This window comes from Peribacillus sp. NPDC097295 (assembly GCF_044761665.1).
Taxonomy (GTDB): Bacteria; Bacillota; Bacilli; order Bacillales; family DSM-1321; genus Peribacillus.
Genome location: NZ_JBIWCW010000003.1, coordinates 386,298 through 402,922, shown reverse-complemented (window position 1 = coordinate 402,922; position 16,625 = coordinate 386,298). Strand labels below are relative to the sequence as shown.

Here is a 16,625-nt window from a genome sequence, read left to right as displayed (position 1 = left end):
TCCTTCCTTATCTTCTCGAGTAGACAAGTACTATGACCTCTGCTGACTTCTGATGACAGCCAAGTTACTTGGCTGTCATCAGATCTCCCCGGGTAAGAGTGCAATCTTTCCCTCCATCTATCTGCTTCATTTACTCTGTACCACCTTCGGCAGTATGGACTTTGTTTTGTTTTGCAAACTCATCCAATGGTACCTAGCCTTATATGAAGTTCGTGTTCCTCAGACCTGAGGTTTGCCGCTTGCTTCCTTCAGATTCCACCTACTGCCTTCATGGTTCGGGACTCACACCCTATAGATTGCACCCATGCCGGGCACACCAAAAAATAGCAGCGCCCCCGTATAAGCCGCTGCCAAATTATAAAATCGTAGTTTATAAATGAAGATTGGACGATTTGTATTTAGAGGGTACTTCCCCATAATATTTTTTAAATAGCTTACTAAAGTATTTGGTATCGTTATAACCTACCATATGAGAGATATCATATATTTTAAAATTGGTCGTCACTAACAACTCCTCTGCTTTTTCAATCCTAACCCTTGTCACATAATCGAGAACCGTTTCCCCTGTTTGATTTTTAAAATATTCGCTAAAGTAGGTTGAATTCATATAGACCTGTTTGGCTATCTTTTCAATGGTGATACTTTGGTCTAGATTTTTATTGATCCAACTTTTAGCAGCATCAATTTGATTCGATTGTTCATTTTGTTTTTTTTGGATAATAGATAGGATGCCCATCACTTCATTCATCCAGTTTGTTACCTCATATTCCAGTTCCTTTAAGTCTGCAGCCTTTTGGGTTAAATCCATGATTTGTTTCATCCATGAATCCTTTTGAAAGTTATATCCCTTTATCATTAAAAGATGTGTTATCTGAACAGCAAGCTGTCCGATTCCATAATTAATTGCCTCTGGAGTCTCTAATTTTTTCAATTCTTCGAAAAATACTCCGAGATGTTTTCTTGCTTCACTAAAATTATATCCAGTCAATGTCTTAATATATTTATTTACAGTAAACTCGAGATGTTTGCCTTCTGGCTTTTCTCTTTTTCCCGACACCCTCGAAGTCATTAAGGGGAATTGGTAAATTTGATTTCCTCCATAGATTAAGCGTAACTGGATGGCACTAATCAATTCATCCCTTTTGCTTTGCAAGAGTGACAAATCATCAAAAATAGTACTCATAGCAACGGACATCGTGAATGGTGTGTATAGACTAATCTTCGTTTGAAGTTCTTTTATACATTGATGATTTAACACGGCTAAATTATCCTTTGTTTTTTCCAACGGATGATTTACTAAAAACCAGAATGACGAATGATTCCCCCTCCAGAGCCAATGCTTTATATTTTCCTCTTTGAAAATCTGCTCGGCCCATTCGTTGGTGATATTTTCCACAGCAAAAATCCAAGTATCTCCTTCACCTTTTTCAAACCCTCTAGTCTTAGTTAAAAAATGATCGATATTTAGATAAGAAAGGATATAGTCGCCCCCAGGAAAATCCCTGACCCAATCCAGCATGGAAAGGTCCGTATCCTTCTGCCAAAAGGCATTATTCAGTTTATATAGCTGTTCAGCATGTATTAATTTTTCTGTGTTTTCTTTAATTTCACCTAGTTGGAGCCGTTGTTTATCATTACTTTCTATCTTTTTTTGTATGACCTTCAAACGTTTGCGATATTCCTCCCGGTCGATGGGCTTAATTAAATAATCTGTCACTCCTTCACGAAGAGCTGCTTGTAAATAATGAAAATCTTCAAAACCGCTTATGACAATCGATTCAAAAGATAAGAGTTTTTTCATTTCCTTAATAAGTGTCAATCCGTCCATCAAAGGCATCTTTATATCCGTAATTAAAAGATCAAATGCAATATTTAAGGATGAAATGGTTTCTAAGGCTTCCCGGCCATTCGTGTAACTTCCTATAACTTCCCATTCATCTCCACAAGAAGTAACTAATCTTTCAATCCCCCTACGGATCCTATTTTCATCTTCTACTATGATTGTTTTAATCTTCCTTTTCATGTTCGGCTTCTCCTTTCTGTAACATGTGAGGGGAAATGATTTTGGGAATGATTATTTTCACTTCTGTACCCTTGCCATATACACTTACGACCTTAAGGCCGAAACCTTTACCAAAAGTTAACTTAATTCTTCCATGGACATTAATTATTCCAAATTGTGAATCACGGTCTGCCATAGGGTCTGATAATAAGGAGTTCAGCAAAATCTGTAGGACTTCGTCTTTAATTCCCGGTCCATCATCCTTGATTGTAATTAAAATCGCATCCTCCCCTTCATGGAAATAATGTGTTATATGTATGTCGATGTGAACGGGCTTACCCTGTTCAACTCCATATTTGATGGCATTTTCCACAATAGGCTGAAAGATAAATTTAAGGGTGAAGAAATTGTCTGTTTGCAAGTCAGAATGAATGTCAAAGATTAGACGTTCTTCATATCGGTATTTTTGTAGAGTCAAATATCTGTTTATTTGTAAAATTTCCTGTGAAATAGAAACCAACTTTTCCTTGTTGTTCAGTGAATAACGCAACATCTGGCCTAGAATCGTGACCATTTGTACCGCTTCGTCATTATCCCCCTCCTCTACCGACATACCGATGGTTTCAAGTGTATTGTACATAAAGTGGGGATTGACCTGTGTTTGAAGTGCATTTAACTGGGCTTCTTTCTGGCGAATTTCTATCTGATAATTCTTTCTTATTAAATCTTTGATTTTCCAAATCATCGAGTTGAAACTTTTGGCCAGAATCCCTACTTCGTCTTTAGTCTGAATAGGCAAGTCAACATCGAAATCCCCTTTTTCAACTTTCTTCATCAGTTTTGTTAGTTGATGTAGGGGACTTGAAACGTTCCATGCCAAAACAATGGATACAAGGGCACTAATTAAAATGAACACAATGAAAACAATTATTGTACCATTGCGAACACTGTCCGTTCTTTCTGTTAAATATCCCATTGTGATACTGTATCCTAATATCCAATCTGTCTGTTCGGATTTATAGATGCTTATTAACTTATTCTCTGGAGCATTTAAAGTCCGAAAACTACCATTAATGGAAGGATAATCGTCAAACTCAGAGAGAGTAGTGGATATTAAATCAACATTAGAATGATAGATGATTCGTCCATTATCATCCATAATCCACCTTTCGGATTGATGTTCAGCATCCATCTTATCTAAAATGGTTGCTAAAGAAGTCATTTCTACCGCAATAAATATAGTCCCTAAATTTTTTCGATTATCGTAGTCTATCAATTGCTTCATGATTAGTATATAAGGAGGGTTTCCTTCGAATTGAAGGGAGGTCTCATGAGGTAATATAATTACGTCTTTTCCTTGTAAATCCAGATCTTGACCATATGGAAACGATTTGTTTTCATACTCGAAATTCATAAACGGTATTTTCGTTTGGTTAAATAGCCTATTCTTCGATAATAGAAATACGCCAAGAATATCCTGACCGCCTCCGTTTATATATGTCTGGGATAAATAGTTATTAACCAAAAATTCATCTTTTAAGATGGATGATTTATTTTGAAGGGTATCCTTTTTTAATACTTCTATTACTTGATTGGAGTTATAGATGAGGTTAGGAAGCTGTTTCATATCCTCAACTTCTTTATTAATATTCTCTGTTGCCTGTTCAAGAATCCTCGGAAGGTATCCCCCAACTTCCTCTTCAATCGATTTCGTATATTGGTTATAGGCAATGAACCCCAATGAAGCCATTGGAATGACCGTCAATAGTATATAGGAGACGATCAGTTTATTACGAAGACGTAAATTTTTAAAAATATGTTTGTTAAAAATCATATTGGTCCACATTTTCCTTCGTAAAATCAATGGGTTCACCCATAATGACCATTTCGCCCAATAGCTGTATTTTACCGACACCAGCTATCTCCTGTTTATCATATGGATAAATCCCTTCATTAAGATTGTTTGCAATTGCTACAGTTAAATATCCCAATTTCTTCGGGCTCCATAAAGTGATTATTTGAGCCGATCCATCTTTTAAATAATCGTTCATCGAATTCGGAGAAGAAAGACCCACTACGGATACTTTCCCACTTTTCTTGAATTCCTTCACCGCTTGTGCTGCTGCAGGAGGACCAACAGAAGAATTCCCAATTATCCCTTTTAAATGGGGATAATTGCGCAGTAACTTCTTAGCTTGCATATATGCTTTATGGGGATCATCATCCGTTGCCACAATTTCCACTAAATTCATATTCGGATAATATTCATCAAGTTGAGTTTGAATCCATTTCAACCACTCATTCAGGTTTGAAGCCGAGTAAGCTCCCGTCATAATGGCGAAGTCACCACTCTCCTCCGTATTCCAAGCGAGTATATCCATTAAATGTCTCCCTAATGTTTCAGGATTCACCATATTGACAAAATACTCTCTGCCTTCAGAATTGGTATCGGCATCCCACGTTATCACTTTAATAGATTGCTTTTTTGCCTTTTTCAAAACCGGAATGAGCTTTTGCGGATCATTCGCTGACACAGCAATTACATCGACTTTTTTGGTGATCATCTTTTCAATGATAGCGATTTGCTGATTGGCATCGGCTATGACCGGGCCTTCATAAATAACATGTACATCTAGTGCTCTCGCCGCCTCATTAACTCCTTCCTTAACTGCATTAAAATAAGGGATATTGATGACCTTAGGGATAATGGCAATGGTTGCCTGCTTCTCTTCTTGCTTGCCAATCGTTTCTTGAGCATTCATATCTTGTTTATAAATAATTCTATAATTAGTGCCATCATGATGAGAGCAAGCGCTTACAATCAATATAATTGAAGCCATAAAGACTTTTAAATTTTTCACCATTATCTTCCCTCCCCTTACATATTACATTTTATCGATTGAATTAAAAGAATATTCAGTTCTTTATAAGAGTAATCAGCTATCTAATTAGCAAAATAACCTATGTCTCCATAGGTCACTTACTAGCTTTCAATATGAACGTATGTATAGGTCGTTGAAGAACCAACACTAGTTTATCAACTATTTTGGTTACCCTTTATGTACCACTTTAAGATTGAGATTTTTCTCGTTTAACTCATTGCTATATTCTTTAGAAAGCTTTGAATCTGTTATGATTTCATCAATGTTATTGATTTTTGTAATTTGAACAAAAGTACGTACCCCAAATTTGCTGGAATCGGCCAATAAAATGGTTTTATCTGCAATTTCAAGCATCTTTTTCTTCAATAAAGCCTGCCACTCATTCGAATCGCTTAGTCCTTCTTCTAAATGAACACCTTTACAGGAAATAAATGCTTTATTTACAAAGTACTTTTCCAATGATCGTTCCGCTAGTGGGCCAGCAAACGAAAGTGATTTAGGTAACAGCATTCCTCCAGTGGATATAACCTTCACATGTTCTTTTTTACTTAATTCCATCGCTACTTTTATTGAATTGGTTATCACTGTTAATGGCATATCCTCCAGCTCTTTAGCCATAAACCATGCAGTTGTACTTGCATCCAAAACAATTTGATCTCCTGGATTAATCAATTTAACCGCTTCGATTGCAATTGCCTTTTTCTCCGAAGCATTGAGAATTTCCCGCTCCGTATAAGAAGTTTCCGAGCTATTTTTCTCTAAGCTGATTGCCCCACCATGGCTACGGCGCAACAGCTCTTCCTTTTCCAATTTTTCAAGGTCCCTTCGAATCGTTTCTTCAGTGACTTTAAAGATGTCACTTAACTCAGATACTCTTATACTTAGTCTTTCATTGACGAGTTCTACAATCTTCCTTTGTCTTTCCGCTACAAGCACTAAAATTATCCTCCTAAAATAAAATACTTTTGTTCATTCAGTTCTTCATTCTTCTCTTTCTTAATCATATCATGCGGCACTCACCTTTTGAATACTTCCGGTAATTATGAATTCAAAAATAAACAAAAAGACAGAACCTCGCTTTCAACTTTACTTGCCTATTCACCTGAAATTCCTTATCTATCGAAGATTTCTTGCTTCTTTCTATTTCTGTCTATAAAATTTAAAGATAAACGACAGGTCCATTAATCGTAAAGGGGGATTTGCAATGGCAGATATAAAGAAGGAAATAGTGGATGCGATCAAGCAATATTCAACGATCATCATTCACCGTCATGTTAATCCAGATCCGGACGCCTTGGGATCACAAAGCGGACTTCAACATGTGATAAAGCAATCCTTTCCAACTAAATTCGTTTATGCAGTAGGGGAAGAAGTAAATCGGCTACAGTTTATTAGTAGGATGGATGTAATCCCCGATGATGCTTATAGAGAGGCATTAGTGATTGTGTGCGATACCGCTAATCTTTCACGGATTAGTGATCCGCGATATAGACAGGGGAAGAAGTTGATTAAGATCGACCACCATCCCGACTATGAATCCTTCGGTGATCTTTCGTGGGTGGACTCCTCTTACAGCTCAGCCAGTGAAATGCTCGTTGACCTGTGCTTGGATTATCCGGATGACCTCAAACTAAACAAGGAAGCAGCAAGATCATTTTATACCGGCATCATTGGTGATACCAGTAATTTTCAGAAAGGCGCCATCTCTCCTGGTACCCTAAAAACCGCCTCGATTTTACGGTCTTATAATTTTCAGCCAGAAAGAATTCACAACCTCTTGAATATGAAAACCAAGCATTCTTCTCATCTCCAAAGGGATATACTGATGAGCTATATAAAAACCGATAAAGGAGTAGCCTACTTCGTCATGACCGAGGAGATATTAAACAAGTTTGGGATTGATCGAACAGAGGCTGCGAACTTGGTTAACACCCTTGCCACATTAAGAGGAGTCAAGATTTGGGTGTTCTTCATTGAATATCCTAAGGAAATCCGTGTCAGGATCCGTTCAAGAAACATTCCGATCGATTCAGTTGCACGCAAGTTTAATGGGGGAGGACATCCCTTTGCTTCAGGGGCGACCATCGGCTCTTGGGAGGAAGTTGATCAAGTCATTCAAGATTTGGACCAAGTTTGTCCATAAGTTGTACATATAAATTACACAAATAATGCCCGAGCCAAAAGGCCCGGGCGTTATTTCTCTATTTCGAAACTTCTTCAAGCGTAGATAAATCGATCAACCCTTTAATGTCAGCGCTAGGAATGTACCCAGCTTCCTTGCTTATATCTGCCATTTCCTGAATGACTTCTTCATTAACATTCGTTGTCACTTCCAAGCGTGAAAAGGCAGCGGCCACCTCTTCCTTGCTTAATTCTTTTCCTGTCAATTCCTTAAGGTGCTTGATGACTAGTTCTTGGCTTTCTTCAGGATTGTTTTGAATGAAATCAACCGCTTTTTTGTGAGCTTTCAAGTAAGAAGCGGAAAATCCTTTTTTATCCAAAAAGTTTTGGCTCGCAGCCACGACGGTATTTGGTGAATCCTTGCCCCAAGCGAACTCATCCCAATTAAGTAATAGCTTCCCTTTTGCTTGGTTTTCCAACACATATCCCCAAGGTTCCTGAGTAGCAGCGGCGTCCACTTGTTTTTGGACAAAAAGCGCTGCAGTGTCAGCAGGTGCTGACGCAAATAACTCCACTGAACCACCATTAGTAGTTGGTTTAAGGCCAACATCTTTGAGTGCCTTTCTAAGCATCACGTCCTGCGTGCTTCCGATGACAGGTATTGCAACTTTCTTACCGTCCAGATCTTTTAAATCCGAAATTTTACTGCTTCCAGCCGACACAAGAACGGCACCACCATTTACAGCTCCTGAAATCAGGTGATATTCCTTATTTTTCACATAAAAGTTAAGTAACGGACCAGGACCGGTTGTTCCGACATCGATAGCTTTTGTAGCCATAGCTTCCATGAATAGCCCGCCATTGGCTACCGTTTTGGTTTCGATCGTAACATCCTTACCGAATTCTTCTTCAAAGAACCCCTTTTCAAGAGCAATGATTGTTGCACTGTGAGTCAAGTTTGGAAAATATCCGATTTTCACCGTTTGCTTTCCAGAACCTTTCCCTTCTTCTTTATCCGAAGATTCTGAACATCCACTTACTATTCCAATGAAAAATACGGACATAATAAGGGCAAATAATATTTTTTTCAGCATCTGTCTCTCTCCTCTTATTCTATTATTTTATTAACCTATCGCTGTACTCCCCATTTAACCTGAACGTTCCGTTCCAAACGGGAGAAAACAACGTTGTCTACAATGGTCCCAATGATTGCAATGATAATCATGACGGAAATGACCAGGTCCATTTGACCGAGCGACCTTCCCATTTCCAGTAGCTGTCCGAGACCTCCGCCTCCGCCTAGTAACTCACCTGCCATTAATGCACGCCAAGAGAAGGCCCAAGCAATACGTAGACCGGATATGATTTGTGGAACGGAAGCGGGCAGGATCACTGTCCGCAAGAAATGAAATCCGGTTGAACCGTAAGTTTTGGCCACCCTCTGATACAACTGAGGAACATTTTTGAACCCGCTTGTTGCATTGACTGTCATCGTCCAGGTCGCACCAATCGTAACGATGAAAAGGATGGAAAAATCATTCAATCCAAACCAGATAATCGCTAACGGAAACCACACGATGCTTGGTATTGACTGTAAGGCCGTTACAACAAAACCAAGCGTATCTTCAACAAGCTTATAACGCCAAATGAAGTATCCTAATATTAGACCTATAACGATGGCGATGGTGAACCCAATCAAGATGCGACCCATGCTTTTACCGACGGCGTCGATGATTTGCCCACTTATTATTCCATTAAATAATGTTTCAAGCACCTGCGTCAGGCTTGGAAACATGAAATCCGGGAGGCTGGAAAGTCTAGATGTGACTTCCCATATCCCCGCTATCATCGCGATGAATATGATTCGTCTTAAAGCTGTAATCATTCCCCATTTCCTCCTTCAGCACTTTTTCAATTTCCTCCTGTAAAATCGATAACACCCTTTGTTCGGTATTCAACGTTACACTATCCGGCATTACCCCATCTTTCATGGAAGGAACGGAAATAGTTTCTTTGATTTTTCCAGGACGGGTTGCAAAGACAATGATTTTCTCAGAAAGCTGAACCGCTTCCCGGATATTATGGGTGACAAAAAAGATCGTCACTTTTGTTTTTCTCCAGATTTCGAGCAATTCTTTATGTAATACCATCCTCGTTTGCTCATCAAGTGCCGAAAATGGCTCATCCATCAATAATATATCCGGTTCCATGACAAGTGCTCTTGCAATGGCAACCCTCTGCTTCATTCCTCCTGAAAGCTGATGTGGATAAGAATCTACATAGCGGCTAAGATGAACCATTTTTAAAATATCCAGTGCCTTAGCTTTTGCCACATCTTTCGGCATCTTCTTCAACTTCAACCCGTACGTTACATTTTCAAGTACCGTCAACCAGGGGAACAACCCTGCTTCTTGAAACACGACCACCCGTTCCGGTCCCGGCTTCGACACTTTTTTCCCTGCCACCCGGATCTCACCTGTATCTGCTTTATCAAGTCCGGCTATTAAATAGAGGAGTGTCGATTTTCCACAACCTGAAGGTCCCACGATTGAAACAAAGCTTCCCTTTTCGACTTCAATATTTATATCATCAAGTACCTTTATTCTTTCTTTCTTTTCATTCATGAAGCTTTTTTCAATTCCGTCTACTGTTAAATACACTGAAGACACCCCACTTTTAAATCACTGAATGACTTAACATTATTCCTTAATAATGATTAATCCAATCGTTTTTGTCAACAATAAAAATGCAATAATTCTAACTTATTTGTAATTTGATTCCATAGCGCAATTACTGGAGATATACTACAATATTACATATTTTAGTAAGAATCATAACTCTCATTTAATCAACAATGAAAAACCAATCTTATCATGATGAAAAAAGGGTATAAGACTATTTCGATATAATGTTTTTCAACAACTAAATATAAAGAAAAGGTTTCCGAATGAAAGAAACCTTTTCTTTATATAAGGGATGGATTTGATTTAAAATAGTCTGCTTCCATATAATTTGTCTTTCATTTTTTGAGTCCTACGATGAAATGGCTTCTTCAGGATCACACCAAGAAAGAGAGTAATCACAATGAAGAGGAACAAAATCAGAATATCCTTTGTAGCAGTGGACCAGGTGATTCCTCCGACAGATTCACGAAGTAAACTAACGGCATATGTAAACGGTAAGAAAGGATTGATATGTTGAAAAAAAGGAGGTGTCACTTGAACGGGGAAAGTCCCACCGGAACTTGAAATCTGCAGGACCATCAAGATTACACTTATCCCTTTTCCCACATTTCCAAGAACAGAGACAAAAGTGTATACCAAAAGCGTAAATACTGAACTAATCAAGACCGAAAACAAAATATACTCCCACTTATCCGCTACATAAACATCCAGAAGTAGTATATTGCCTATGGAAACGATTAATGCCTGCATACATCCAATAATCAAGAAAATCAGGTACCGTCCTATATAAATTTGATAAGGACTATGGACTTTTTGGGAGACATCCACACTTAGTATGGAAATTAATACGGTCCCCCCTACCCAAAGCGAAAGTGCTGTGAAAAATGGCGACATAGCTGATCCATAGTTGGGAATGGGAAAAAGAGTATGTTGTTTGAGAAGCACCGGTTCTGAAAAAAATTCGCTTTCTTTCTCCATATCATTACGTAAAAAACTAATGACCTCCTGCATATTATAACTCTTGTCTATCTCTCTCAGTTTATTAGCAAGATTTCGAATTTTATTTTCTACCTCTGGAAACTTATCCTGTAAGTTGCTGATATCCTCAAACCGGGTCAATAAAGTTTGATTGCTCTCTTCTAATAATGCTTTAACTTCTGGTAGGGCTTGGCCCCCTTCTTGTAGGGATAACTTTACTTTTTCTAAAAGCGCATAGGCTTCATTCGCTAATTTCCCCAATTTCACTCCTGTATTATCGGGATAATCCCTTTGTAATTCGGTCAATATGCTATTGTTACTTTCACCATAGTCAATAAGTGTATCAAATGATTGGGCGTTCAATGCCTGTAATTGTTTTGAGGTATTTTCACGCAACTCATTTATAGACTCTATTTCGGGCAGCAATAAATTCTGCTCATTGAATTGATTGACCCTTACCAATAGATTATGCATACTTTCTAGTACGTACATTTCTTTTTCGACCCTACTTCTCCCTTGGTCAAGTAGTTGATTCTCCTCATTACTTGATAGCTCGTGGTTCTTCAAGCGGTCGGCTATTCCTATAAGTGATTCATTATCGCTCTTCACTAAAATAAGGTTCTCATTCAAAGAGGGATTGATGGCATTGAACGCCTGATGGACGGAATCAGAATAAATGGAAACATCGGATACCAATTGATCTTTTTGTGTGGTGATATTTTCTACCGCTTTCAGGCCTTCATGAACCTTCAATATTATATCCTCAGCATGTGTCATATGGTTTTGAACCGTATTAAAATTTTGTTCAAGTTCTGGCAGCTGTCCTTCTAAAAAATACACCATATTCTTCATTTTCTGTATCGTCGGAAGCTCGTTCTGCAACGTGATCCCGAGTTCATTAAAAACGGAAAGTATACTTCCACTAGCCGTTTTGACGAAGCTTTTGCTTACATTGTCCACAATGGCATTGGCCCCTGCAGCCGTCATTTTCGGTGCGATGCTATTGATTTTCTCATTTACATAATAATCAATTTCGGCCTTAGTGGGGTCCTCTGTCATGATTGTCGCAATGCGTTCTGAAAAGTTTTCTGGAATAATGATAGAGGCGTAATAATCACCCTTGTTCACTTTAGAAACCGCCTCATCCTCCGTCGTAAATCGCCAGCCTAGGTCTGAATTTCCCTTCAACCCTCGAATCACTTCTTCACCAATATTAAGCGAATGACCATTCAACTCCGCTCCTTTATCCTTATTGGAAACGCCAACAAGGATTCCTTCCGTATTCGCATATGGATCCCAGGAAGCAAGGATATTAAACCAAGCATAAATGGAGGGAATCAACATCAAAAAGATGATAATGATGCACACAAATAAATTTTTATAAATACTTTTTACGTCATCCATGAAAATTCCCCAAATCTTTAACAAGGCAAACCTCCGCACACTATTTTTTCCATAGTATAAGGGAATGAAGGTCTTTCGATACTAGCAAACATATCCATCGTTTTGATCATAAAAAAATAGCTGTCAAATGACAGCTACCGGTTTGTCGACAAAAGGGCATCGCCTGTTTTTTTAAAAAGTCCCTTAAATTAATCCACCCCATACCTTTCTGTCCGCGTAACATACTCAATCGTTTCTTTACGCTTCCCTATATAGATTTTACTTGATGATCATGCTAAGTGGATTGGAACGGAAGGTACGAGACTCCTGCGGGAAATGCTCGTCTAGGGGAGACACCGCAGGCGAAGCCAGAGGAGACTCCCCTACCGCCCGCGGAAAGCAAGTGACAGAAGTGGAAATCAACGTCCACATTGTTCAAACAAACACATTTTTCATCAAGTTTGTCTTCAGTCTAATAACTGTTTAAATGACAGCTACTTTCTACTTCTCTCCTATTAAAGCAAACGTATACTTCGTCCTCGTAGAGTATACTTCATTCGCTTCCAATATGGCAGAGGGAAAATCGAGCGTATTTATCATGTTTGGTGGCGCCTGTGTTTCCAAACATATGCCTAAGTGCTTTTGCGATGGCACTCCCCTTATTTGAAAATCAATTTCAAGTGAATTTCCGGAATAAACCACAACACACGGTTCGTCCGTCTCCACTTGGAGCATCCTGCCGCTTTCAGGGTCCCGCAAACATATCTCATTTTGGTTGTTAGTTGTTAAAAGGAAAGGATGGTCGTATCCCCCACCAACCAGGTCGATTTGTGGATCATTAGAATCTAAACCATCACCAACTTGCTTGCCTTTCCTAAAATCAAAAACGGTATTTTCTACAGAGATCGCCTTTCCAGTTGGAATAAAAGTAGAATCAAGTTCTAAGAATTGATCGCTTTTCACCATTAACTCATGTGAAAGAACCGTTCTTTTTAAGTTACCGCTTAAATTGAAATAGGAATGATTGGTTACATTGACTATTGTCTTCTTATCGGAAATACCCCTATAGGAAATAATAAGCTCATTCGCATCATTGATTGTATATATAACTTGCATCTCAAGTTCACCTGGAAACCCCTCTTCACCATCCTGACTTTTATGGGTGAAGGTGATATGTACCCCATTTGAGTTACTTTCATAACTAGAGTCCCATACTAGGTTGTGAAAGCCATCCACCCCACCATGAAGAGAATTCCCACCTTCATTTTTGGCTAATGTATATGCCTTTCCGTCCAAAGTGAATGCGGCATTTTTAATCCTGCCGCTTGTACGCCCTATCACGGCACCAAAGTACTGGGAATGGTCCTTATATTCCTCAATCGTATCAAAGCCTAACACAACATTTTCCTTCACACCGTCTTTATCGGGAACGATGATTTTTGTAATGATACAACCATACTCAATACATGTAAATTCCATACCCGCTCCGTTCATGACAGTATAAGACTTAACCATCTTTCCATCTATTTCCCCGAAGACATTCTCGATTACTTCCATTTTCGCCCCCCACTTTCACAATCAAGTTCATTTTGTTCTAGTTATTTCGGAAAATTTTCAGCTCTTCGTTCAATTCCTTTGTTTGCACATACACCTTTTTGTACACGTCAAATAACCGGAGATATTTTTCTACATTAGCGGCTATTGGCTCATAGGTTTTATCCACCGAAGTGAAGACCTCCGCACATGCCTGTAAGGAACCATACCAGCCGCTGCCATAAGCGGCAAGCATTGCAGCTCCCACGGCCGGCCCTTGCTCGCTTGATAATTTAACAATCGTCGCATTGAAAACATCCGCCTGCATTTGAAGCCAAGTTTCGTTCCTCGCCCCTCCACCGATGGAAATGACCGTATCGATTACCTTTCCGCTTTTCCTGAAAATGTCGATGGATTCATTCAATGAAAAAGTAATGCCTTCAAGGACGGCCCTTGCAAAATCAATCCGTTTATGAGAAGAATCCATGCCGATAAAGCTTCCGCGAATAACAGCATCTGCATAAGGTGTTCTCTCGCCCAAAAGATAAGGGGTGAACAAGAGTCCATTTGCGCCGATTGGAACGTCATCAAGGCCATCAAGGAGCATATCAAACCCTTCCCCGTTAGCAAAAGTCTCCTTAAACCAGCTTAGGCTATGCCCAGCAGACAGGGTCACACCCATCGTGTAGAAAGCATTTTCCTCTCCATGGTTAAAGTAATGAACTTTTCCTCCAAAGTCACGATCTCCTTTTTCTTCATAGGAAAGCACCACTCCGGAAGTACCGATGCTGCAAAGGGTTTTACCTTCGGACAGAATGCCCGAACCGATTGCACCGCAGGCATTGTCAGCTCCTCCTGCGAATACTTTGGTCGTTTTCGCCAAACCTGTTTGGCCTGAAAAGTCTGCCGTTATTTCACCGACACATTCACTCGATTCTACCAAAGGAGGACAAAGCGCTTCGTCAACACCGACAAGAGCACACATTTCACCGCTCCACCGTTTTTTTGCTACATCCAAAAGAAGCGTTCCGGCAGCATCCGAGTAATCACTTTGAATCTTTCCTGTCATCACATAACGGACATAGTCTTTTGGCAGCAAGAAAACAGCTGCTTGTTGATAGATTTCCGGTTCATGCTGTTTAACCCAAAGCAATTTCGGAAGCGTGAAGCCTTCAAGTGCCTGATTCTTCGTAATTTCCAAAAGCCTTTCTTCCCCAACATATTCATATATTTGTTGGCATTGTTCCGTCGTTCTTGTATCATTCCATAGAATCGCATTTCGAAGGACATCCCCTTTTTGGCCCAATAAGACAAGACCGTGCATCTGTCCGGAAAAACTGATTCCCTCGATATCCGCTACATCCCCGACAAATCCTTCCACTAATTCCCTTAGTGCCTCTGTCGTCTTGTCCACCCAATCCACCGGGTTTTGTTCACTGAATCCAGATCGTAACTGGATAAGAGGGTAAGACTTCGAAATCTCTTTACATACCTCTCCTTGCTTGTTCATCAAAAGAACCTTGACCGCACTCGTCCCCAAATCCACACCGATGACATATTTCATGCTCCACCATCCTTCATCCATTTTAGAAAAATGTGCTGGAAATCCTATACGGACCCAGCACACAAATCAAATATTTCCTTCTATTAATCAAGCAGATTTCATCCAGACATTTTCCATGTCTTCCAACGTCTTTCCTTTCGTTTCCGGTATGAATTTCCATACAAAAATTGCCGAAAGGACACTCATTAAACCATAGAATCCATATGTTAAAGCACCACTGTACTCCATCATCATAGGATATGTGGCTGATATTAAATAATTAGCGATCCATTGGGCTGCAACAGCAATGGCAACCGCCTGTCCTCGAATTTTGTTCGGGAATATTTCTGAAATCAATACCCAGCAAATAGGTCCCCACGACATCATGAATGAAGCCGTATATATAATGATGAATACTAACGTGCTAATTCCAATCACATTGGCGTACGCCATTCCCGCTACCCCGAACATGCCTATCGCCATTCCTATGGAACCGACTACGAGTAATGGTTTTCGTCCCCATTTATCCACGGTCATGATAGCAATCACAGTAAAGATAACGTTTACAATTCCCATGATGATGGTTTGCATCATCGACGCATCTTTACCTGCCCCCATGCTTTCAAAAATGCGCGGTGCATAATACAATGCAACGTTAATCCCGACAAATTGTTGGAATACGGATAGAAGGATCCCAATGACGATTACTAGTTTACCGTAAGATAATAATCTCCCACTGGATACATTCACCGTTTGTTTAATTTCATTAAAGATGGATTTGGCCTCAGCAGCCCCATTAATCTTCGTTAGAATCGCCAGCGCTTTATCATTTTGATGTTTCAACGCTAAATATCGTGGCGTTTCTGGAACAAACAGCAGGAGCAGACCAAACAATAGAGCCGGAATCGCTTCTGAAGCGAACATATATCTCCAACCAATATCGTTAATCCATTCCACTGACTGGCCATTTGCGATGGCCCAGTTAACGAAGTAAACGACCAACATCCCTAGAATAATCGCAAATTGATTAAACGATACCAATTTACCCCGGATATCTGCTGGAGCAATCTCCCCTATATACATAGGGACGATTGCTGAAGCCAGACCCACTCCGATGCCGCCTATAATCCGGTATACGTTAAACGTGAGTAATAACCCTAACGTCGGTTCGCCTTTTGTAAAAAATAAAAACTCCGGATAAGCGGACCCTAAAGCAGAAAAAAAGAATAACAGAGAAGCAAGGATCAATGAATTCTTACGCCCGAGTTTAGACGAGATCATCCCGGACAGCAACCCTCCGATAATGCACCCAATCAATGCGCTTGAAGTCGTCGCCCCGTGAGCTAAAGACCCCATGCCTAAACTCGTAATGAAGTAGGCTTCCAGGGACTTTTCCGCCCCTGATATTACAGCCGTATCATATCCAAATAGCAATCCACCAAGTGCCGCTACTAGTGTAAGTGAAAAAATATAAAGTGAGTTACGATTTTTTTTCATAG

General features: G+C 39.7%; 12 protein-coding genes. 1 reads left to right on the top strand and 11 read right to left on the bottom strand.

The window, feature by feature from the left end:
- Nucleotides 1-370 precede the first annotated feature (370 nt).
- The 4 genes from ACIQXN_RS08315 to ACIQXN_RS08300 all read right to left on the bottom strand — a co-directional run bounded on the left by ACIQXN_RS08315 (nt 371) and on the right by ACIQXN_RS08300 (nt 5,820).
- On the bottom strand, nt 371-2,023 hold the full coding sequence (locus ACIQXN_RS08315; protein WP_402964520.1) for a response regulator transcription factor: 1,653 nt from the start codon (nt 2,021-2,023) through the stop codon (nt 371-373).
- A complete protein-coding gene (locus ACIQXN_RS08310) occupies nt 2,007-3,836 on the bottom strand; it encodes a cache domain-containing sensor histidine kinase (RefSeq protein ID WP_402964517.1) in 1,830 nt (609 codons plus the stop codon). The genes ACIQXN_RS08315 and ACIQXN_RS08310 overlap by 17 nt, the downstream gene beginning before the upstream one ends.
- Nucleotides 3,826-4,866: an autoinducer 2 ABC transporter substrate-binding protein gene (locus tag ACIQXN_RS08305; RefSeq protein ID WP_402964514.1), complete on the bottom strand. Its 1,041-nt coding sequence runs from the start codon at nt 4,864-4,866 to the stop codon at nt 3,826-3,828. Before ACIQXN_RS08305 ends, ACIQXN_RS08310 begins: the two co-directional genes overlap by 11 nt.
- A gap of 186 nt (nt 4,867-5,052) precedes the next feature.
- Nucleotides 5,053-5,820: a DeoR/GlpR family DNA-binding transcription regulator gene (locus ACIQXN_RS08300; RefSeq protein WP_402964511.1), complete on the bottom strand. Its 768-nt coding sequence runs from the start codon at nt 5,818-5,820 to the stop codon at nt 5,053-5,055.
- Nucleotides 5,821-6,088: 268 nt separating this feature from the next.
- Here ACIQXN_RS08300 and ACIQXN_RS08295 point away from each other — a divergent pair, with 268 nt between their 5' ends.
- A complete protein-coding gene (locus ACIQXN_RS08295) occupies nt 6,089-7,027 on the top strand; it encodes a DHH family phosphoesterase (protein ID WP_402964508.1) in 939 nt (312 codons plus the stop codon).
- A 58-nt stretch (nt 7,028-7,085) separates the two neighbouring features.
- On the opposite strand, the gene ACIQXN_RS08290 is transcribed toward ACIQXN_RS08295, so the two are convergent.
- The 7 genes from ACIQXN_RS08290 to xylE all read right to left on the bottom strand — a co-directional run bounded on the left by ACIQXN_RS08290 (nt 7,086) and on the right by xylE (nt 16,623).
- A complete protein-coding gene (locus ACIQXN_RS08290; RefSeq protein WP_402964505.1) occupies nt 7,086-8,099 on the bottom strand; it encodes an aliphatic sulfonate ABC transporter substrate-binding protein in 1,014 nt (337 codons plus the stop codon).
- Nucleotides 8,100-8,134: 35 nt separating this feature from the next.
- A complete protein-coding gene (locus ACIQXN_RS08285) occupies nt 8,135-8,890 on the bottom strand; it encodes an ABC transporter permease (protein WP_402964502.1) in 756 nt (251 codons plus the stop codon).
- On the bottom strand, nt 8,823-9,665 hold the full coding sequence (locus ACIQXN_RS08280; RefSeq protein ID WP_402964499.1) for an ABC transporter ATP-binding protein: 843 nt from the start codon (nt 9,663-9,665) through the stop codon (nt 8,823-8,825). Before ACIQXN_RS08280 ends, ACIQXN_RS08285 begins: the two co-directional genes overlap by 68 nt.
- Before the next feature lie 327 nt (nt 9,666-9,992).
- Nucleotides 9,993-12,095, bottom strand: coding sequence for a YhgE/Pip family protein (locus ACIQXN_RS08275; protein WP_402964496.1), 2,103 nt, complete (start codon nt 12,093-12,095; stop codon nt 9,993-9,995).
- Between the two features lie 456 nt (nt 12,096-12,551).
- On the bottom strand, nt 12,552-13,607 hold the full coding sequence (locus tag ACIQXN_RS08270; protein WP_402964493.1) for an aldose epimerase family protein: 1,056 nt from the start codon (nt 13,605-13,607) through the stop codon (nt 12,552-12,554).
- Between the two features lie 37 nt (nt 13,608-13,644).
- Entirely contained in the window at nt 13,645-15,147 is a 1,503-nt protein-coding gene (gene xylB / locus ACIQXN_RS08265; RefSeq protein WP_402964490.1) for a xylulokinase, read from the bottom strand.
- Between the two features lie 87 nt (nt 15,148-15,234).
- Nucleotides 15,235-16,623 (bottom strand): D-xylose transporter XylE, encoded by a 1,389-nt coding sequence (gene xylE / locus ACIQXN_RS08260; RefSeq protein WP_402964487.1) that lies wholly within the window; start codon nt 16,621-16,623, stop codon nt 15,235-15,237.
- Nucleotides 16,624-16,625 lie beyond the last annotated feature (2 nt).